This is a genomic window from Halodesulfovibrio oceani subsp. galateae, assembly GCF_055397225.1.
Map to the genome: position 1 here is coordinate 1,789,045 of NZ_AP042453.1, position 19,789 is coordinate 1,808,833.

The 19,789-nt window shown below is 45.8% G+C and carries 16 protein-coding genes; 12 read left to right on the forward strand and 4 right to left on the reverse strand.

The features are described from left to right. Window positions 1-203: 203 nt before the first annotated feature. The 3 genes from ACZ5V1_RS07900 to ACZ5V1_RS07910 are packed head-to-tail and all read right to left on the reverse strand — an operon-like array spanning window position 204 to window position 3,920. Complete coding sequence (locus tag ACZ5V1_RS07900) at window positions 204-2,543, reverse strand: xanthine dehydrogenase family protein molybdopterin-binding subunit (protein ID WP_464391394.1); 2,340 nt, start codon at window positions 2,541-2,543, stop codon at window positions 204-206. Beyond that, entirely contained in the window at window positions 2,536-3,036 is a 501-nt protein-coding gene (locus ACZ5V1_RS07905) for a (2Fe-2S)-binding protein (RefSeq protein WP_373793619.1), read from the reverse strand. Before ACZ5V1_RS07905 ends, ACZ5V1_RS07900 begins: the two co-directional genes overlap by 8 nt. 14 nt (window positions 3,037-3,050) lie before the next feature. Further along, window positions 3,051-3,920, reverse strand: a complete 870-nt coding sequence (locus tag ACZ5V1_RS07910; RefSeq protein ID WP_464391395.1) for an FAD binding domain-containing protein — start codon at window positions 3,918-3,920, stop codon at window positions 3,051-3,053. A 404-nt stretch (window positions 3,921-4,324) separates the two neighbouring features. Between ACZ5V1_RS07910 and ACZ5V1_RS07915 the strand changes: the two genes are divergently transcribed. From ACZ5V1_RS07915 to ACZ5V1_RS07970, 12 genes are all read left to right on the forward strand, one after another. Then, the gene (locus tag ACZ5V1_RS07915; protein ID WP_464391396.1) at window positions 4,325-5,692 is read left to right on the forward strand and encodes a sigma-54 interaction domain-containing protein; all 1,368 of its coding nucleotides are present in this window, start codon (window positions 4,325-4,327) and stop codon (window positions 5,690-5,692) included. 376 nt (window positions 5,693-6,068) lie between these two features. Then, window positions 6,069-6,998 (forward strand): DMT family transporter, encoded by a 930-nt coding sequence (locus tag ACZ5V1_RS07920; RefSeq protein ID WP_464391397.1) that lies wholly within the window; start codon window positions 6,069-6,071, stop codon window positions 6,996-6,998. Window positions 6,999-7,129: 131 nt separating this feature from the next. Then, window positions 7,130-7,630 (forward strand): (2Fe-2S)-binding protein, encoded by a 501-nt coding sequence (locus ACZ5V1_RS07925; protein WP_464391398.1) that lies wholly within the window; start codon window positions 7,130-7,132, stop codon window positions 7,628-7,630. Next, window positions 7,623-9,992, forward strand: coding sequence for a xanthine dehydrogenase family protein molybdopterin-binding subunit (locus ACZ5V1_RS07930; RefSeq protein ID WP_464391399.1), 2,370 nt, complete (start codon window positions 7,623-7,625; stop codon window positions 9,990-9,992). The genes ACZ5V1_RS07925 and ACZ5V1_RS07930 overlap by 8 nt, the downstream gene beginning before the upstream one ends. Next, window positions 9,992-10,975 (forward strand): FAD binding domain-containing protein, encoded by a 984-nt coding sequence (locus ACZ5V1_RS07935; RefSeq protein ID WP_464391400.1) that lies wholly within the window; start codon window positions 9,992-9,994, stop codon window positions 10,973-10,975. The genes ACZ5V1_RS07930 and ACZ5V1_RS07935 overlap by 1 nt, the downstream gene beginning before the upstream one ends. 9 nt (window positions 10,976-10,984) lie before the next feature. Beyond that, a complete protein-coding gene (locus ACZ5V1_RS07940; RefSeq protein WP_464391401.1) occupies window positions 10,985-11,608 on the forward strand; it encodes a nucleotidyltransferase family protein in 624 nt (207 codons plus the stop codon). 10 nt (window positions 11,609-11,618) lie between these two features. Then, window positions 11,619-12,428, forward strand: a complete 810-nt coding sequence (gene yqeB, locus ACZ5V1_RS07945) for a selenium-dependent molybdenum cofactor biosynthesis protein YqeB (RefSeq protein WP_464391402.1) — start codon at window positions 11,619-11,621, stop codon at window positions 12,426-12,428. 3 nt (window positions 12,429-12,431) lie between these two features. Further along, on the forward strand, window positions 12,432-13,226 hold the full coding sequence (gene yqeC, locus ACZ5V1_RS07950) for a selenium cofactor biosynthesis protein YqeC (protein ID WP_464391403.1): 795 nt from the start codon (window positions 12,432-12,434) through the stop codon (window positions 13,224-13,226). Between the two features lie 41 nt (window positions 13,227-13,267). Further along, window positions 13,268-14,836: a BCCT family transporter gene (locus ACZ5V1_RS07955; RefSeq protein ID WP_464391404.1), complete on the forward strand. Its 1,569-nt coding sequence runs from the start codon at window positions 13,268-13,270 to the stop codon at window positions 14,834-14,836. Between the two features lie 19 nt (window positions 14,837-14,855). Continuing rightward, window positions 14,856-15,875, forward strand: coding sequence for a molybdopterin-binding protein (locus tag ACZ5V1_RS07960; protein WP_464391405.1), 1,020 nt, complete (start codon window positions 14,856-14,858; stop codon window positions 15,873-15,875). A gap of 260 nt (window positions 15,876-16,135) precedes the next feature. Beyond that, window positions 16,136-17,740, forward strand: a complete 1,605-nt coding sequence (locus ACZ5V1_RS07965) for an ATP-binding protein (protein WP_464391406.1) — start codon at window positions 16,136-16,138, stop codon at window positions 17,738-17,740. Between the two features lie 36 nt (window positions 17,741-17,776). Next, on the forward strand, window positions 17,777-18,451 hold the full coding sequence (locus ACZ5V1_RS07970) for a response regulator (RefSeq protein ID WP_464391407.1): 675 nt from the start codon (window positions 17,777-17,779) through the stop codon (window positions 18,449-18,451). A gap of 60 nt (window positions 18,452-18,511) precedes the next feature. Here ACZ5V1_RS07970 and ACZ5V1_RS07975 read toward each other — a convergent pair whose 3' ends face one another. Beyond that, the gene (locus tag ACZ5V1_RS07975; protein ID WP_464391408.1) at window positions 18,512-19,786 is read right to left on the reverse strand and encodes a TRAP transporter large permease; all 1,275 of its coding nucleotides are present in this window, start codon (window positions 19,784-19,786) and stop codon (window positions 18,512-18,514) included. Window positions 19,787-19,789: the final 3 nt, after the last annotated feature.

Here is a 19,789-nt window from a genome sequence, read left to right on the forward strand (position 1 = left end):
AAAATCACCATGAATAATTGCAACCACCAAATATATTAAAGGCTAAAGAAAGACTTTACCAATCTGAAAATATGAAAGTCCTGTAGAAATTCTTCTACAGGACTTTTCGTGTATTTCTATTTATTCAACGAACTCAGTACGGCACGCTGCAATACAGCACAATAAGATATAGCTACCTAATATAGCTAGATCTCACGCAAAGATTAGTCTTCCGGATGCAATCGAGCAAAAATACGTTCAGGCGTCACTGGCAGCTCTGTAAATCGCACTCCTGTTGCATTTGCAATGGCATTACCAATTGCAGATGCAGGACATACAAGACTGCACTCACCAGCACCCTTAGCTCCGAAAGGCCCAGTCGGATCATGAGATTCAACAATAATAGATTCCATCGGTGGAATATCTTCAGCGGTTGGCAACATGTAGCTATGCATATTGCTATGGGTCTGAACACCTTTATCGTTGTATCTAATCTCTTCAGTTAAAGCATACCCTAAGCCCTGAACCACACCACCCTCAATTTGCCCTTCGACAATCATCGGGTTCACTGCGGTACCTACGTCATGCGCTGCCGTAAGTTTTAAGACTTCAACTTTACCTGTCTCAGTATCCACTTCAACATCCGCAAAACACACATGCCATGGTGGTGCGTTCTTAGGAACAATTTTACCGACACTGATAAACTGTTTGTTTCTCACATGAGCATGATAAGCAATATTCTCTAAGGTCACCTTTCCATTTGGATGCTCTTTAGCGTCGTCCAACGTCACACAAGGTGCTTCGCCGATTGCTGTAACTGAGGACATAAAAATATGGCCATATTGCAACGTAAGGGCATCAGGAGAAGCATCGAAATATGGCGCAGCATATTCCAACATTTGTTGCTTAGCATCCTCCGCCGCCTCTTTAATCGCCAAACCGGCTGCATAGCAGGTACGACTCGCATGACCACCGATATCAAATGGGGAAGTTAATGTATCACCGAATGACAATGAAATGTTTTCCATATCAGTGCCAAACGCCTCTGCGGCAATCTGTACGAGAGAAGTACAAATGCCTGTGCCCATTTCCGGCACACCAGAAGACACCTGCACAGTTCCGTCAGACTGAACTGTAAAGTAGGCATTGTCGTAGTCTACGCAGAAAGGCCAAGCATTACTTACGTGCGTACCTACCGCCATCCCCATTCCGCGAACTTTATTCGGCGCAGATGACCTAAGCGACGCACGATCCTTCCAGCCGATACCCTCTGAGCCTTGTTTCATGCACTCAGCCAGTTCAGAACTCAAACATGGGAATGGCAGGCACCAAGGGTCGTTCACCTTCATAATGTTTTTCATACGCAGGTCGTACGAATTCATTCCCAGCTCGTCCGCCATCATGTCTACCACTTGTTCCAACGCAAAGTTACCTTGCGGGTTGCCGAAACCGCGCATGGCTCCAGAGCTGGTGTGGTTGGTATAAACACTATGTCCAAAGTATCGTTGATTCGGAATACGATAGATTGCCAGCGTCATGGCTCCACATACTCCGGGGAGTTCTGTGCCGAAGCCACAATATGCGCCAGTGTTAAAAATAGCTTTCAGATCAAGTGCGTTGAATGTGCCATCTTTTTTAGCACCCAGTTTTACCGTTATGGTTGCCGGATGCCGAGTATCTGAGGCAATAAAATCTTCTTTACGTGAATAAACAAGCTTAACAGGACGCTTTGCCAGCAATGCCAAGCCCATTGCGATTGGTTCAGCAAGGCCGCTTAACCCGATACGAACGCCAAACCCGCCACCAACATATGGAGGAGCCAGCACACGAATCTTACTGGCAGGGACATCAAATATTTTCCCGAGAATTGCGCGTGAAGGATGCGGAGTCTGTGTTGTCGACCATACGGTTACTTCGCCACTACCGCTGACCTGAGCAACTGCACTCTGCGTTTCCATCTGCACTTGTTTTACAATAGGAAGCTTGAAGGACTTTTCGATGACAACGTCAGATTCTGCGAGACCTTTTTCTACGTCACCGTAAGGAATCTTAATGATCTCACCCGGGATATTTTTCCCCTCAGGGGTACATCCCTTCTCGCCATGTAATGCAGGCGAATCCGCCCCCATTGCTTCTTCAGGATCAAACACAGCGGGCAACAGTTCGTACTCAACCTTGATCAACGTTAACGCTTGCTCAGCTATGGCTTCAGTTGTAGCAGCTACCGCCGCAACTTCATCACCAACATACCGTACAATTTCATCAAATAAATATTGATCCAGCACTCGTTCCAAATTGGAAACTGTGAGGAACATCGGGGCGGCTGCGTTGAATAAATTTTTAGGTCCATTCTTATGCGTCATTACAGCATGTACACCGTGAAGTTTTTCTGCCTCAGATGTATCAATACTTACAATTCGTGCATGAGGATGGGGGCTGCGTAACACTTTAGCATGCAGCATATTCGGCAAGGCCATATCACTAGTGAAAAGAGCACGACCTGTTGTTTTATCAACACCATCACGCCGGTCAACATTCTTACCTACTACGTGTAATTTAGTCATGACTCCCTCCTTTCACCGCATCCTTGCGCAACGTACGGGCTGCATCCTCAATTGCTTCTTCAATTTTCACATATCCTGTGCACCGGCATATGTTTCCTGAAACGGCTTCGAGAATTTGCTCTTTGGAAGGCGACTTGTTTTTATCCAAAAGTGCCTTCGCAGACATGATCATACCGGGAGTACAAAAACCGCACTGCACAGCGCCCTTCTCGATAAAGCTGGTTTGAAGCGGATGTAGTTCTCCGTTTTCTTCTACCCCTTCAATTGTCTCTACAGAAGTTCCATCAACCCGCATTGCCGGCATCAAACAAGAGTTTACTGCTGCACCGTCAACAAGAACAGTACAAGAACCGCAGCCACCTTCGCCGCAACCTTTCTTTGTACCTGTTAAGTAGAGCTTATCGCGCAGGACATCCACAAACAGTTCAAACGGATCAACACGAACAGAAACTGGCTCACCATTCAAAACAAACGAAACGAGCTTAGTATACATACAGATTCTCCCATCTAACCTTGCTGTGCATCAGCTATCGCAGCTTGCAGCACTCGTTCAACACATACAGGAAGAACTCCTATGCGGTATTCCTTGGAACCACGAACAGCACTACTTCTGAAGGTAGCCTGCTCTCTTGCCAGCACGCCTGCTTGTTTTATGTTTTCTTCTGTAATTTCTGCTCCCTGTAAAAATTCTTCTGCTGCTACTGCATGTTGAGGACCGGCACCAACAGGTGCCATCAGCAACTGCACCCCGTCAAACTTCGCACCAGTAACACGAACCTTTGCAGAAACATTAAGCATAGGGAGCGATAACGCTTTACGCTGTTCCATACGGATATAGGCAGAGCCTTCTCCATCATTCTTTTTAGGAAACGAAATATTAGTCACAACCTGACTACTGCTGTTAATGCAGGAAATACATATTCCAGCATATAACTCGCTAAATGGAAGACTTCTGGAACCTTGCTCATCAACAACCGTCGCGGTTGCATCAAGACAAGCCAAAGCAACAGCTGCATCAGCAGCTGGGTTGCCGTTCACAACGTTTCCAACAACAGTTGCAACGTTACGAATCTGTAGCGAACCAACCTTTCGGCAAGCATCTACTAACCCCGGTGCATGATGCCTAAGAAGAGATGATTTAACGACTTGAGCATGAGTGACGTTGGCTCCAATTGATATGGAGTCATTTTCCTCTGTTATGCGCTGCATTCCGTCAATTGCGCGTAAATCAATTAGCGTGTCGACAGAAATTTTACCATCGCGCATGTCGAGAACAAGGTCTGTGCCACCTGCAATAATTCTAGCCCGTCCCTTAGACTGACCTAACATAGATACTGCCTGTGCAACTGTTCCCGGAAAGACATAATCCTGAGCCATACAGTGCCTCCAAAGATCTGATAAGAAAAACTAGCAGCGATAAAAAGAAGACTCCTTTACCTGCTACATAACTTTGCTTGGAAAGACCAAACCGTCCTTAGATATTTATTTAAATATAGGATTGTTATAATGATTCTGTATAGCTATTTGATTATAACCCCACCGAAAGAACTATGTTTAATTTAACATATCAACTCTAACACCACTCTCCTGAAGCCCCGAATAGCGCTGTTTCAAACTGAATCTAAGTCGAAGAGACTGTACAAAATTCAATTGTCGAGTAAGTATGCACTTGCATCAGCAGTAAACACAGCAATCTCAATGTAGTAGTAAAATAATTCGTACTCACAGATTGCCACTCATCTATATGAAACTGTTTTTGACTACCAAAACGAGATGACACAATGAGCAAAACAAACCACTTTGGCTTAGACTTCGAAACCTTTGCCACACTTATTGACAACCTGCATGATGAAATCATTATTTATGACAACAACTACCGTATGCTTTACGTCAACAAAGCATGCGAACGTCATTATGGTTTCACCCAGCAAGAGCTCATAGACATGCCGTTCTGGGACGTTGTACGAAAGCATAAGGCATGGGATCGCCCAATGCTTCCGCTTATCTACGAGAAAAAATGCCCAGCAAAGCAAATGCAACAGACATATCTCGGATTACAAGTACTCACCATAGCTACACCTTTCTTTGATGAAAAACAGGACGTTGAATACGTCATGCTTAATATTCGTGATAACTATCATGACAAAATGATTCCAAGAGCTGAAGATCTGGTGACTGAAGAGCCACAATCTTCAAAAACGCATCCAGAATACCTCATCTACCGTAGTGCAGGAATGGAGAAGGCTATTTCTGATGCGCAGAAAGTCGCGAACGTAAACGCCCCCTGTCTGCTGCTTGGAGAATCCGGTTGCGGCAAAAGTCTTCTCGCTAAGTACATCCATACAAACAGCAATCGAGCCGACAAACCATTTGTTACAGTAAACTGTGCAGCCATTCCGCATGAACTTTTTGAATCGGAACTTTTTGGGCATGTTGAAGGTGCTTTTTCAGGAGCAACAAAAACTCGCGGCGGACTTTTTGCCAAAGCAAAAGCCGGCACGCTGTTCCTTGATGAGATTTCCGAACTCCCTCTCCCTATGCAGGCAAAACTCCTTTATGCTGTACAGGAGTTGGAATACCGCCCTGTTGGAAGTTCCGAATCCGTCAAGGCTGACGTACGCATTTTAGCCGCATCAAACCGCAACCTGAATCTTATGGTTGAAAGCGGCGCATTCCGTCAGGATCTTTATTTCCGCCTGAATGTTTTTGACATTACCATCCCTCCGCTCAGAGAACGCCCGGAAGACCTCGTTCCTCTCATCCATCTATTCTTTAATAGATACGGAAAATTGCATGGAAAAGGAAAACGACTCGCATCTGGCGTACGTAAACTTCTCAGTCAATACACATGGCCGGGTAACGTTCGTGAACTGGCACATCTTATAGAACGGCTTGTTGTAACAGTTGAAGACGAGATTATCTCTGTCGATCATCTTCCTGCCTCTATTTACGAAACACAGGGCAACCCTGCCGCGCTTGTTATGGCTTCGGACAACCTTGATGAAGCACTTGAAGCAGTTGAACGCCAACTCATTATTGATTCTTTCAAGGCTTACGGGACCAGTAGAAAAGTTGCTACAGCGCTTAATATTAGCCAGTCACGCGCATCACGCCTCATTCGAAAATATGTCCCGACAACAAAATTGTAATTTCATGAGTCAGTCCTGACTCTAAGACCCGCTTTTGATTCAAAGAGAGTCCTTGCAAAACCATTATTCTCGTTATTTTGAGTCCCTGATGACTCAAACACACTTAAACACTGAGTGTTTAAACAGCCTATTAGAGTGACAACTATTTGAAATTAAAAAGATTTTTAACAAAACCCTTTGTGTCATTCTTGGCACATCCCTTGCTTTATAACTACCACAAATGATGGTGCATACTTTTAAGAACAATCGTCACAGTATCTTTAAAACGTAACGATACATTGCTCTGTTTTTACCCGTGCATCATCCCCCGAGAGAGGATGCTGTTACATCAACAGCACACTAACGAGGTGAAACTATTTAGAAGGGAGATGTTTTAATGTTTAAGAACAAGACATATTTCGGAATTGCCTGCGCATTACTTGCCACAATGCTCTGGGCTGGTGCTTTCGTTGTTGCACGCCTTGCTGTAGGTCAAATTTCCCCTATGACACTTGGTGCTACACGCTGGTTTGTAGCTCTGCTCATCCTCTGCACGTTCACTCTTCCAAAAGTAAAAAAAGAGTGGCCGATTGCTAAAAAATTCCTGCCACAAATTCTTGCAGCAGCCTTAACAGGTGTTGCCGCTTACTCTCCGCTCAGCTATTTCGCTGCTCAGACAACATCAGCAATCAACTTGTCACTCATTTCTGTTACCACACCGATCTTTATTGTTATTATCTCATCAATGATGGGACAAAAACAATCTACTAACACATGGCTCGGTTGTACTGTCGCACTTATTGGCTCCTTCTATCTCGTCTGTAACGGCGAAATGTCCCGACTCCTCGGTCTCCAGTTTGCAGCAGGCGACTTCCTTATGCTTCTGGCTGCTGTCGGGTTTGCTGTATACAGCCTTATCCTGCGTAAAATCCCAGAAGGTCTCTCACAACTTACTATTCTGTCCCTCATGTCATTCTTTGCTGTGCTGATGCTTCTCCCATGCGTTATCTGGGAATCTACACAGCCATCAATGGTCTTTAACATGAACGGCATCGTTTTCTTCAGTATCGTTTTCTCAGCAGTATGCTCATCCATCATTGCATGGTTCACATGGAACCTCGGTCTCCAATATGCCGGACCGGCAACATCCGGCATGATCTACTACAGCCTCCCGTTATGGGGTGGATTATTCGCCTTTGTATTCCTCGGTGAAACAATGGGCACAGTTCATCTCATCAGTGGAGCGCTCATTATCGGTGGTATTGTGTGGGCAAGCCGCACTCCAAAATCAGTTGAAAAAACTGAGACCGTTCTTAACGAGGCGTAGTCGATAGCTCCTTTTCACGGGTGGAGAAATTCTCCACCCGTACTTTTCATCCCTGCCAAGCGCCCATCGGTGCGCCCCTGTGCGACCTACCTTTACGCCGCACATAATGAACAATGTAAGGATTTGTCATTATGCAAAAGACCAAACAGCAAAAACTCATACACCTCAATATCAACGACAAAACACATTCGCTGTATGTTGAGCCGCACTGGACCCTTTCTAAAGTTCTTCGAAACGACTGTGGGCACACAGGAACTAAAGAAGCATGTGGAGAAGGTGCCTGTGGTGCATGTACTGTCCTCATCGACTCAATAGCAGTCCCAGCCTGTATGATTCTCGCCATTGAGCAAGAGAATAAACACATCGAGACCATTGAAGGCCTGTCAGAAAACGGTGAACTTCATCCGATTCAAGAAGCATGGCTTGAAGAATACGGCGCACAATGCGGCTTTTGTTCACCGGGCATGATCTTGTCTACCAAAGCATTGCTTCTTAAAAATCCTTTGCCAAGCGATGAAGAAATTAAAGAAGCGCTTGGTGGCAACATATGTATCTGCAACAACTATGAACACATTCTTAACGCAGTACGCAGTGCAGCAAAAAAAATGTCCGGAGAGCAAGCACATGATTAAAGCCAATTCCATCGGCACCTCTGTGCGTCAGAAAGACGGTGCTGCACGTGTTACCGGCGCTGCAAAATATTATGCTGACTTCATCTTCCCCGACATGCTGCAAACTCGTATTTTACGTAGCCCATATCCCGCAGCTACTATTCTCACCATAGATACCAAAAAGGCAGAAGCACTTGAAGGTGTCCGCCTCGTAATGACACACGAGAACTACCCAAAAGCGTTTCGTAATACTTTATATTATGTAGGTGATCTGGTTGCTGCTGTTATCGCAGATGACGAAACCATTGCAGAAGAAGCTTTAGAGCTGATTGATGTTACATACGAAAAGAAAAAATTCGTTGTCAGCCTTGAAGACGCAATGAAGCCGGATGCACCACAAGTTTTTGAAGGAATTCCGAACTGCAATGATTGGGAATTTCACGCCCTGCTTAGCGATCGCGATCCAGAGACGCGCTTGTTCAAAACAAAAACTCCTGCCGAATACAACGGCTTTGGAGATATTGAAAAAGGCTTTGCAGAAGCAGATGTGATTGTTGAGCAAAAGAACCTCAAATACGCTTACTGCAAGTCTCCGGCAATGGAGCCACGCGGCTGTACAGCTAACTTTGACGGTCGCAAATTACATGTCCACACACATTCTCAGGGCATGCATGATGAAAAGCTGTGTCTGGCGCAAGCACTCGGCATCAGCTCAACCATGCTCAACTATGTATCACCGTTCACAGGCTCAAGCTTCGGCGGAAAAAACGCATTCCCACTCGATCGCAATATAGCCTCCCATTATCTGCTTATTGCCAGCCTTGCCTGCCTTGATCTTAAAAAGCCAGTTCATTGCGCCTACTCGCGAGAAGAAGAAATGGTTTCCGGCTGGTCTCGAGGCAGCATAACCGATGTCAAAATCGGCTTTAAAAAAGACGGTACATTAACCACCATGGATTTGGCACACTGGCAGGAAACCGGCTCCGGCGGAGACAAATACCCTGCTAAAAACGCCATGCTCGCTACCGGTTCTGTGCTCTATGCACATAACTGCAAGCACCAGCGAGGCAAAATCCACTACGTGCATACAAACCGTTTTCCAGCTGCCGGTTGGCAGGGATACGGAGCACCTGAAGGTGTTTTTGCTGTAGAAACCACCATGGACATTGCAGCAGAACAGATGGGAATGGACCCTGTTGAAATTCGCAAAAAGAACTGCATGCGCACAGGCGACATTGACTCCGGCTGGGACCCGCTTGTCTACAAATCTGCATACATTTCTTCTTCCGGTATCAGAGACTGCCTTGATGCAGGTGCAGAATATTTAGACTGGAAAAATAAGTGGGTTCATCCAAGCAAAAAAACAGGCCGAATTCGCCACGGACTCGGGGTTGCTATTTTTGCAATGGGCGCAGGTCGCCCGGGCCCGGGTAACTCCAGTGAGGCAATGGTCAAAATTTATCCGGACGGTTCCGCAGCTCTCGTATGCGCGGTTGCTGATATCGGACAAGGACAGCACACAGTTCAGTGCCAGATTGTTGCAGACGTACTTGGCCTTCCATACAAAAAGGTCGGCTTGGTTTGTGATGATACTGATTCAACACCGTTTGCGACACTTGTTGCAAACAGTTGCGGCACGTGGATTCAGGGCTGGGCAACGTATGAAGCCGCTATGGATGCAAAACGACAGGTTCTTGAACTTGCCGCGACCAAACTGGGCGTCCCTGCTCTGGCATTAAGCATTAATGAAAAAGGGATCTTCATTACGGCTGAACCAGAGAAAGGGCTCTCTTTTGCTGAAGCATTCGGTGCGCGTGGACACTACGGCGGCATCCATGAAGTGACTGGCTATTACGTCAACAACTCACCGCATCCTAACGGCTTAAAAGACGGTAAAGAAGATCAGGTATACATTCCGAAAGAAAAAGGCGCTCAGTTTATCTCTTTAGATATTGATACTGAAACAGGCATGATTTCGAATGTAAATGTGGTCATGGCGCAAAACGTCGGTAAAGCACTCAACCCGAAAATTGTTGCAGGTCAGCTTTCCACATCCCGCCATGGTGTTGATAACGCCATGCTTGCGAATGACTGCATTGCAGACAAACGTAACGGCTGGCTTATGACTCCTAACTGGATTGACTACCGCCACTGCACGACCATGGATTGCGAAGTAACACCGATTGTAATCGAAAAGCCGGGTGATCCGACCCATCCGTTCGGTGCAACAGCCTGTGGTGAAGGTGCGGCTTGTCCATCCCTTGCAGCGTTCTCTAACGCAATTTTCAACGCGACTGGTGTGCGAATTATTGAGACCCCGTTCACCCCAGATAAAATCCTTACGGGTCTTGGTAAGATTCAGCCTTCCCGGAGGAAAAAATAATGAAACGCTTCAAGCATTTTGACGCTTCAACAATTGAAGAAGCTGTAAAATTATTAGACACATACGAAAATTCATCCTACGTAATCGCTGGCGGCAGTGATCTAATGGGTTGCCTTAAAGATAACCTCTGGATGGAATTCCCAGAAGCCATCATCAACATCAAAACCATTCCCGCATTGAACACCATTGCGGTGGAAAAAGATGGTTTACATATTGGTGCACTTGTTACGCTTACAGAGATTGCAGAATGCGAATCTGTTAAGAAAACATGGGCGGGACTCGCTGAAGCGGCTCGTAGAACTGCTTCTCCTATTCTCCGTAACATGGGAACCATCGCAGGCAACATTTGTCAGGAAAACCGATGCTGGTACTACAGGTATCCGGACAAAATTGGTGGCAGTATTGATTGTGTACGTAAAGGCGGAAAACGATGTTTAGCTGTTCCGGGCGATCATCGTTTCCACTCCATTTTCGGCGCAGTTAGCAAATGCATTGCAGTTAACCCGAGTGATACAGCTCCGGCTCTTATTGCACTTAATGCTGTTGTAACAACCACCAAACGACAAATTCCAATTGATGAATTTTTCAGCGCAGAAAACGGTGCAGGTTCAACAATTCTTGATCGCAATGAGATTGTGACAAAAATTTTCGTGCCAACACCTGTCGAAAACGCAAAAAGTAGCTTTATAAAAATAGCATACAGAAAATCCGTCGATTTCGCGTTAGTTAACTGCTCAGCTTCACTGTCGTATTCCGACGGCAAGGTGACAGAAGCCCGTATTTGCTTGAATGGAGTGCATAACAACCCTCGCAGATGCCAAGACGCTGAAGCGCTCCTTATAGGAAAAGAGCTCACAGAAGAGACAGCACAACTTGCCGCCGAAGCCGCTGTTGCAGACGCTAAACCGCTCTTCCAAAACCTGTATAAAGTGCAGTTAGCAAAAACCAGTGTCCACGATGCACTCATTGGATGCGCAAAATAACGACTACTCATGACTGAAAACTTACAGCAAAAAAAAGCTGCCATTACAGGCGTCATTTTAGCTGCCGGTACTTCAACCCGAATGGGCAGGGATAAGTTGTCTCTGCCTTTTCGAGGAAAACCAATCGTGCAGCATGTAATTAATGCCGCACGCGAGTCTCTTTTGGACTCTATCGTTGTTGTTCTTCCTGTCGATTCTGAACTTGAATCACAACTTGATCTTGCGGAGTGCACCGTTGTGTACAGCCCAAGAAGAACAGACGGCCAAGCTGAATCACTGAAAGCTGCAATCCGTAGCCTTCCAGATGAAACACAAGGCGCGATGGCGTTGCTCGGAGACCTGCCGCTGCTTACTCCTGAGGTCATAAACCACCTTATCTGGTCGTTTTCTCAGGAACCGCACAATTGGGTCATTCCCATGCAAGAAGGGATGCGCGGTAATCCTATTACGATTCCGCAACAGTGGTTTGAAAAAGTATTGGAGCTTGAGGGCGACACTGGCGCAAGGCCATTGCTTGCAACCCCGAGACTTCCTATCAGATTAGTTAAAATTAACGAAATCGGCCCGTTTGTTGATGTAGACACTGAGGAGCAATATGAATTGCTTCTCAAACGCTACGATACAGGACTGTAGAGAGGCTTTTATGAAAACATTGATACCTACAATCGCAATCCGTGGTGCTGGCGATCTCGCCACTGGCGTAGCACTCCGACTTTACCGAGCCGGAATGCGAAACATTGTCATGCTTGAAACAGAAAAGCCGCTGGCTGTTCGCCGCAAAGTTGTGTTTTCAGAAGCGATCTATCATCAGGAAGTGACCGTAGAAGAAATTACGGCCAAACACTGCATTCAGTGTTCTGAGATATCAGAAGTCTGGGCTAAAGGTATGGTTCCAGTTATTTGTGACCCTAAGGCTACATGTTTGGAAACTGTTAAACCAGATGTGCTTATTGATGCGATTATTGCCAAGAAAAACATCGGCACCAAAATTTCAATGGCACCGCTCGTCATTGGTCTTGGACCTGGTTTTACTGCGGGAGAAGATGTTCATGCTTCTGTAGAAACCAAGCGTGGGCACTACTTGAGCAGAGTCATTACAGAAGGCTCAGCAATTCCCAACACGGGCGTTCCCGGTTCTGTAAAAGGCTTTACAACAGAGCGTGTTCACTGGGCTGATGAAGCTGGAGTATTTACGACTCAAAGCGATATCGGCGCAATGCTCAAAAAAGGCGATCTTATCGGCTACGTAAATACTCAGCCGATTACAGCAACCATTGACGGTGTTCTCCGTGGCCTTCTCCCAAACGGAACACCGGTACAAAAGGGCACCAAAATAGCTGATGTAGACCCTCGTAACGATCCGGCCTACTGCGGTGAAGTTTCCGATAAAGCCTTATCCATTGGTGGCGGCGTGCTTGAAGCAATTTGCGCGCACCTTTTCGCAAAGAAGTAACCCATGTCCAGCCAAGCTATCCCAAAACATACAGTACTTTTCCCCACCCTGCCTCAGCTAATTACGCTGACAGGTGCGGGTGGTAAGACATCTATTATGTTCTGGATTGCTTCGGCAATTAAAGGAATGGGAAAACGCGTTATCACCACGACAACGACAAAGATGTTTTTTCCAGAATCAGGAGAAGTAATTCTTCAGGCAGATGCATCCGACTTTTTAGCCGAGATTGCATCTGCTCTGGAAATTCATTCTACAGTGACCGTGGCGTCCCGTTATGATGCTCAATTGCAAAAACTTATTGGAATATCTCCAGAAGATATCTCAATGCTTCTACATTCAAAACTTGCTGATTGTATTCTAGTGGAAGGCGACGGTGCGGCTCGCAAGCCACTAAAAGCACCGAACCAGCATGAGCCAGTTATCCCCGTTGAAACAGAAGTCTGCATCGGTGTTATGGGACTGGACGCTCTCAATGCTCCGCTTTCAAATCACACGGTGCACCGACATGAATTGTTCACCGAACTTACGGGACGCGGCTACGGGGAAACTATTACCCCAGCCGACTTGATCACATTGGCGACATCGCCCAAAGGCTTGTTTCAGCACTGCCCTGCAATAAGCCAGAAATATGTTTTTTTAAACAAGATGGACATCCCGAACACACTTGAGGCTGTTGAAACCATCCACTCAAAACAGAGCCAACACCCGACTGATATCACATGGCTTGCGTGCACTGCTCAGCACAGAAAAATTTTCAACATCTCTGACACACAAACCGAAGTGGTTATCACATCATAGCCACTCCATAACTTCAGTATCATGCTGCAAGGGGGCGCTACATGGATTCTCAAAAAAGCACTGAAGCTTTGCTTGCCTCTTCACAAATTTCGAATCGTACCATTTGCCAAATATGCTTTTTCGGTGCGTTCTCTCTCATTATTGCGAGCTGTTTCCCGCTACTTGTTTTCCCTAAAAAGGGAGAACTCATTATCAATAATCTTTTCGATTTTGTTACGGTTGAAATGGGCTGGCTTTATATGCTGGCTGCTCTTGGAGCCTTTGGAATTATCCTCTGGTTTGCCTTTGGCCCGCTAAGCCAAAAGCGGCTGGGTGATACCATTGAATATTCTACCTTTTCATGGATCGGCATGCTGTTCTGCGCTGGTGTCGGAGCAGGCATCATGTTCGGTGGATCTATTGACTGGGCATACTACATGGCATTTCCAATGCACGGTGAACCTGCCGGAACATGGAAAGCTGCAGAGTGGGGATGCGCCTATGGAATGTTCCATTGGGGGCCTATCTGCTGGTCTATTTATGCTATATTAGCCGTCCCGATTGGCTACAGCTATTACGTAAAGAATGTTCCAATCCTCAACATATCCCAAACCTGCAAAGGCATCCTTGGGAAACGCGTTTACAGCTGGCCTGGTAAAGTTATCGACATACTCTTTATGGCCGGACTCATTGCAGGTTCAGCAACGGCTCTCGGTCTTGGTATTCCTATTGTTGCCGCCGGAGTTGTTTCTGTTACAGGAATCGAACATTCCTTTGGGCTTGAGGTAGCTATTCTTGTTGTCATTACACTAATATTCTCCACCACATCCTGCCTTGGACTTAAAAAAGGTCTCAGCAGACTTTCCGACTTCAACGTCTATATTGCGCTCGGACTCATGCTGTTTGTTTTCATCGCAGGCCCGACAGTCTTTTTGACTGACATGGCAATTTCTTCTGTCGGTCTTCTTGTTTCAGAATTCTTCCGCATGGCGACATGGATGGACCCCGTAGGACATGAAGGATTCACGCAGGCTTGGACAATTTTCTACTATGCTTGGTTTGTCGCGTATGCGCCGTTTATGAGCCTGTTCATTGCCAAAATTTCTCGCGGGCGCACCGTACGTCAAGTTGTATTAGGTCCTGTGATCGCGGCATCTTCCGGCTGCGCCATGTTTTACCTCATCTTTGGTAACTTTGGATTACATCTGCAACTGACAGGACAGCTTGACGCCATCAGCATGGTACAAGAAATGAAAGGTGCAACGGTCATCATGGCTATTGCAGACTTCCTTCCGTTTGCCTCATTCTACAAAACCATGTTTGCGCTTGTAACGGCTATTTCAATGGCTACTACCTTTGATGCTGTTTCCTTTGCTCTTGCAGCCACAACAACAACCATGCTGAAACCAGATCAGGAGCCTGCCCGTTGGAACAGACTTTTCTGGGCTGTTTCACTCAGTATCCTGCCTATAGGCATCATGCTTATTGATGGTCCGTTGTCAGTGCTTCAAACAGCATCAATTGTTGTGGGACTTCCAGTTCTTGGCATTGTTGCCCTTGGGCTGGCTTCTTTCTTTAAAGAATACTGTGCGGAAGGTTGGACACCAAGCCGATCATCATCCCGCTATTAACCTACTTTTCAGGTGAACTATGAAGACTATACATGTACAAGACGCCATTGGAACAATGCTCTGTCATGACATTACACGCATTGTTCCCAACGGAGAAAAAGGGCCTGCATTCCACAAAGGGCACATTGTCACTGAAGAGGATGTTTCAACTCTTTTGGATATTGGCAAAGAGCACCTCTATGTTTTCGACCCAAAAGATGGATATGTGCACGAAAATGATGCGGCAGAGCGCATCGCATCCGCTGCAATGGGACAAGGGCTGAAAGATAGCGCCCCTTCTGAAGGAAAAGTAAACATTACCGCTGCCCATACCGGCTTGTTGGATATTAATGTTGATGCGCTCACAAAGCTTAATTCTGTGCAGGATGTCATTTTTGGAACTATCCATACTATGCAGCTTGTTAAAAAAGGACGAGGACTTGCAGGAACACGGGTAATCCCGTTGGTTGTTCCTGAAGACATTGTTACTGAAGCTGAAGAAATTCTTCGCGACAATGCTCCGCTCATTCAAGTACGCCCTCTCAAGAAATGTAAGGTCGGCGTCATCATAACTGGCAGCGAAATATACAAAGGGCGCATAGAAGATAAGTTTGGACCAGTTATCCACACAAAATTCTCTTCATACGGAAGCACCATACTAGGTCAGAAGCTCGTGTCAGATTCACAAGAGCTCACCGTCAAGGCTATCAATGAATTCGTTGAACAAGGTGCCGACTTTATTGTGCTGACAGGTGGTATGTCTGTTGATCCAGATGACCAGACTCCGGCATCAATTCGAGCTTCTGGAGCAGATGTCGTCACATATGGCGCTCCAATGTTCCCGGGCGCTATGTTTATGTACGCGCAGCTCGGAGATATTCCGATACTCGGCTTGCCGGGGTGTGTCATGTATTACAAGGCCAGTGTCTTCGACGTCATTGTCCCCAGAATTTTAGCAGGCGTTCCAGTTACCATCGACGATATTGTCGCTCTTGGACACGGTGGATACTGTGAAGGCTGTGCTGAATGCCGCTACCCTGTCTGCGGCTTCGGAAAATAAAAAATTCTCCCATAGAAATGAGAAGAGTCCTGTAGGCACAAGCTACAGGACTCTTTTTTATTCATTCTTTCAAAACCTTGGCGCATTGGACTTTTTTTACGCAACAGTCTTTTCGCAACTATCTCATAAAACATGGGTAACCTACTCTTTTGTCAGCTTGTTCTCAGTATCAAAAAAGCTTATTATAATCCGGTTAAGTAAGAGAAAAAAATACGTAGATTCTACATTTTTATGTTCACTCAACAAGTACAGGATGCAACATGCAAAAAAGATTAAGCATTAAATACCACATTGCCGGCCTTACTATTTTGCTTAATCTATTTATCTTACTCTGTGTGGCGGCAATCAGCGGGAACATATCTGCGCAGGTTATCGATGAAGGCATGTCCGAATACGTTATGGCTCTGGCAGACTCTACCGCTTCCATGCCGGTTGTTCAAGAAACGCTCTTCAACGGAACACCCCACGGCAACTCTATTCAAACAATTGTTGAAAAGTTACGAGCTAAAACCAACGCCAGCTATATGGTCGTTATGGATATGAATGCAATTCGCCTCTCGCACCCTATTGCCGCCCGTATTGGCAAGCCATTTGTCGGTGGTGATGAAAAAGAAGTTTTCTCCGGTAAGCGCTACGTTTCGCGTGCTGTGGGAACACTTGGGGCGTCTCTGCGAGCATTTGTTCCTGTCTATTACCAAGAGACACAAGTTGGAGCTGTTAGCGTCGGCATTCTTAACACTAAGACGTACCAAGCCAAGTACCTTATCTGGTACAAAATAGTCCTTCTTTTCTTTTTATGCCTCCCTCTTTCTATTGCAGGAGCCTTTTTCCTTGCCGGAAGAATCAAAAAGAAAATGCTCAACTTCGAACCACACGAAATTGCAAAACTTCTTTCTGAAAATCAGATGGTTATTGAATCTGTTAAAGATGCGATCATCGCTGTGGATATGCATGGACGCATTACCGTTATCAACCGCGCAGCAAAGAAAATTTTGAAACTGAAGCAGAATGCTGTTGGACGACATATATCGACAGTCCTCCCTAACTCGTATTTGGAAGATGTGCTCTCATCTGGAAAAGAAATTTTTGATACCTACCGAAAGCTTGGTGGAATCCCTTGCCTCGTAACAGTACAGCCCATCATCATTCAAGATAAGCAAGTCGGTGCACTCGCCTGTTTCCGCGACCGAAGCGAGGCTCACAGACTTGCGGAAGAACTCACAGGGGTTCGTAAATTTACGGACGAATTACGCGCGCAAGCTCATGAATTTTCGAACAAGCTTCACACCCTGCTCGGCCTACTCCACTTCAAAGAATATGAGAAAGCAGAGACATTGCTTCTTCAAGGTGCCCAATTATGCACCCAACTTATTTCACAGTTGGAAAACAATATTGAATCACCTGTGGTTCGCGGTCTTCTCTACGGTAAGCTTGCGACATGCGAAGAAAAAAATATTCATATTGAACTCTCGCTACCATCCTTTATCCCTAATGACATTGGAATTCCATCGCAGGACATCACTCTGGTTCTTGGTAACTTTATCGAAAACGCCATTGAATCTGTCGAGCACAGCCGAGTATCGTCTCCTGAAATCCATATTTCAATGCTGCTCGGAGACAGCGAATTGTGTTTGCAAGTGCATGACAATGGTGGAGGCATACCAGACAACATTGCGTCTACCCTCTTCTCTTCGCAACCACAAAGCAGTAAAGAAGGACACAGAGGATTAGGACTCCGGTTCGTAAAAAAAATTGCCGATTTTTACGGCGGCAACGCCAGCTTCTCATCTGATCCGGAACAGGGCACAGTGTTTACAATAACACTGCCTATTGTCTCCGCATGTTCTATCAGCACGGCGTATTAAATTTTTTCCTGCTCACCCCCAACCAATGGGAAACACATGAAAATATCTGTAGTAATTGTTGAAGACGACCCGATGGTCGCAGATATTCATAGCAAATACGTATCAAGCCTTGCCGGTTTTACTGTCATTACCGTGCTGGAAAATGGTCAGGATGCCATCGATTACTTGCTGGAACACGATGTTGATCTTGTCATTCTTGATATTTTCATGCCGGTTAAAAACGGAATCGATGTGTTGAACACCATTAAAACAGAACAATTGCCCGTCGATGTAATTACTATCACAGCAGCTAAAGAGCATGACACAGTTAACACATGTCTTCGCTCCGGCGTGTTCGATTACATCTTAAAGCCGTTTGCATTCTCAAGATTAGAACAGGCGCTACAAAACTATCAGCAAAAGTTCATCGCACGGCAAAATATTGGTGAAAAATACCAGCAACAGCAAATCGACTTAATGCTCAACTTTGCAGCAGAAGAGGCAACACTGGAACTTCCCAAAGGAATTCAGGAATTCACCCTGAAAAAGATTTGCACCACGCTCAAAAGCTCGACGGTTCCTCTTTCTGCCGCGGAAGCCGCTAATCAATCAGGCATTTCACGCGTTACAGCACGGCGCTATCTAGAATATTTACTTGAAATCAGCAGGGTGACACTTGAACCTCAGTATGCTCCTGTGGGACGTCCGGTAAACAGATACCGGTACCGATAAAATTCAGTAACAAAAAGCTCCGCCTGAAAGATCAGACGGAGCTTTTTTATTATTTGCAGGCTAGGAGAATAGCCTTGGGAGGAAGAGAATCACGTCGGGGAACAGCGTCAGAAAGAGTAATACAGCAAGCAGCGCCCCTAGATAAGGCATCGTCGCTCGCATCACTCGCTCAATCGGAACATTGGTAATAGCACTCGCAACGAATAAATCCAGCCCGACAGGAGGAGTGATACACCCGATTGCCAAGTTAACAACCATCAGTACGCCAAAGAAGAGTGGATCGATCCCTAATGTAACAGCAACCGGAAGGAAAATCGGGGTAAGAATTACCACCGCAGCCGATGCGTTAATAAGTGTACCGATAACCAACAACAGCACGTTCATCATAAGAAGGAACAGGAACGGCGAATCCGTAATGGATACCATGTACGCCCCAATGTGATGCGGAATCTGCAAGTTAGTAATCAGCCAGCCGAAGACTTTTGCAGTACCAACAATGAACATAATGATGGTAGTACCGATTACCGCATTAAAGATAATCTTAGGAACATCTTTCAGGCTCAACTCTTTATAGATAAAGAACCCGACAAAAATACCGTACACCGCCGCAACTGCAGCTGCTTCTGTCGGAGTAAATATGCCGCCGTAAATGCCACCAATGATAATGACAGGAGTCATCAGCGCCCAGAAGGATTCCTTGAAGGATGAAAAAACATTACGGACAGAAAATTTTTGTGATGAAGTAAGGTTATGCTTCTTGGCATAAAACCAACTGACAAGACACATAGCCAGCCCCATCAGCGCCCCCGGTACAAAACCGCCGATGAACAAATCACCAATAGAGACTCCGGCAACTACCCCATACACAACCAGTGTAATAGATGGCGGAATAACAATACCTACAGTACCCGCCGCAGCAACAATGCCGGTAGCCTTTTCGCGCTCGTATCCATTACGCTCCATTTCATCGACCATTGTTGTACCGATTGCAGCTGTAGTTGCAGCCGATGACCCTGAAATTGCAGCGAAAAACATACCTGAAACAGTTACTACCTGCGCAAGGCCACCAGTGAATGATCCAACGAGTGACTGTGAAAACGATACAAGTCTCGAAGTTACCCCGCCTGCAGTCATAAAAGCGCCTGCAAGCATGAAGAACGGCACTGCCATAAATGAAAAAGAATCAATGCCGGAGTACATAACCTGTGTCAGCACAACCTGCGGTGTGTTTGTAAAAAGATACAAGCACATGGACACAGAAAGTGTCAGCGAAAATGCAACTGGAACACCAACAAGCGTAAGTGCTAAGAAGCCACCAATAAATAAATATTCCATATT

Coding starts and splice junctions, on each gene's coding strand:
- ACZ5V1_RS07920 (WP_464391397.1), top strand. CDS start 6,069: ATGTTTAAGAACAAGACATATTTCGGAATTGCCTGCGCATTACTTGCC.
- ACZ5V1_RS07970 (WP_464391407.1), top strand. CDS start 17,777: ATGAAAATATCTGTAGTAATTGTTGAAGACGACCCGATGGTCGCAGAT.
- ACZ5V1_RS07915 (WP_464391396.1), top strand. CDS start 4,325: ATGAGCAAAACAAACCACTTTGGCTTAGACTTCGAAACCTTTGCCACA.
- ACZ5V1_RS07905 (WP_373793619.1), bottom strand. CDS start 3,036: ATGTATACTAAGCTCGTTTCGTTTGTTTTGAATGGTGAGCCAGTTTCT.
- yqeB (WP_464391402.1), top strand. CDS start 11,619: ATGAAAACATTGATACCTACAATCGCAATCCGTGGTGCTGGCGATCTC.
- ACZ5V1_RS07925 (WP_464391398.1), top strand. CDS start 7,130: ATGCAAAAGACCAAACAGCAAAAACTCATACACCTCAATATCAACGAC.
- ACZ5V1_RS07960 (WP_464391405.1), top strand. CDS start 14,856: ATGAAGACTATACATGTACAAGACGCCATTGGAACAATGCTCTGTCAT.
- ACZ5V1_RS07975 (WP_464391408.1), bottom strand. CDS start 19,786: ATGGAATATTTATTTATTGGTGGCTTCTTAGCACTTACGCTTGTTGGT.
- ACZ5V1_RS07940 (WP_464391401.1), top strand. CDS start 10,985: ATGACTGAAAACTTACAGCAAAAAAAAGCTGCCATTACAGGCGTCATT.
- ACZ5V1_RS07910 (WP_464391395.1), bottom strand. CDS start 3,920: ATGGCTCAGGATTATGTCTTTCCGGGAACAGTTGCACAGGCAGTATCT.
- ACZ5V1_RS07955 (WP_464391404.1), top strand. CDS start 13,268: ATGGATTCTCAAAAAAGCACTGAAGCTTTGCTTGCCTCTTCACAAATT.
- ACZ5V1_RS07930 (WP_464391399.1), top strand. CDS start 7,623: ATGATTAAAGCCAATTCCATCGGCACCTCTGTGCGTCAGAAAGACGGT.
- ACZ5V1_RS07965 (WP_464391406.1), top strand. CDS start 16,136: ATGCAAAAAAGATTAAGCATTAAATACCACATTGCCGGCCTTACTATT.
- ACZ5V1_RS07900 (WP_464391394.1), bottom strand. CDS start 2,543: ATGACTAAATTACACGTAGTAGGTAAGAATGTTGACCGGCGTGATGGT.
- ACZ5V1_RS07935 (WP_464391400.1), top strand. CDS start 9,992: ATGAAACGCTTCAAGCATTTTGACGCTTCAACAATTGAAGAAGCTGTA.
- yqeC (WP_464391403.1), top strand. CDS start 12,432: ATGTCCAGCCAAGCTATCCCAAAACATACAGTACTTTTCCCCACCCTG.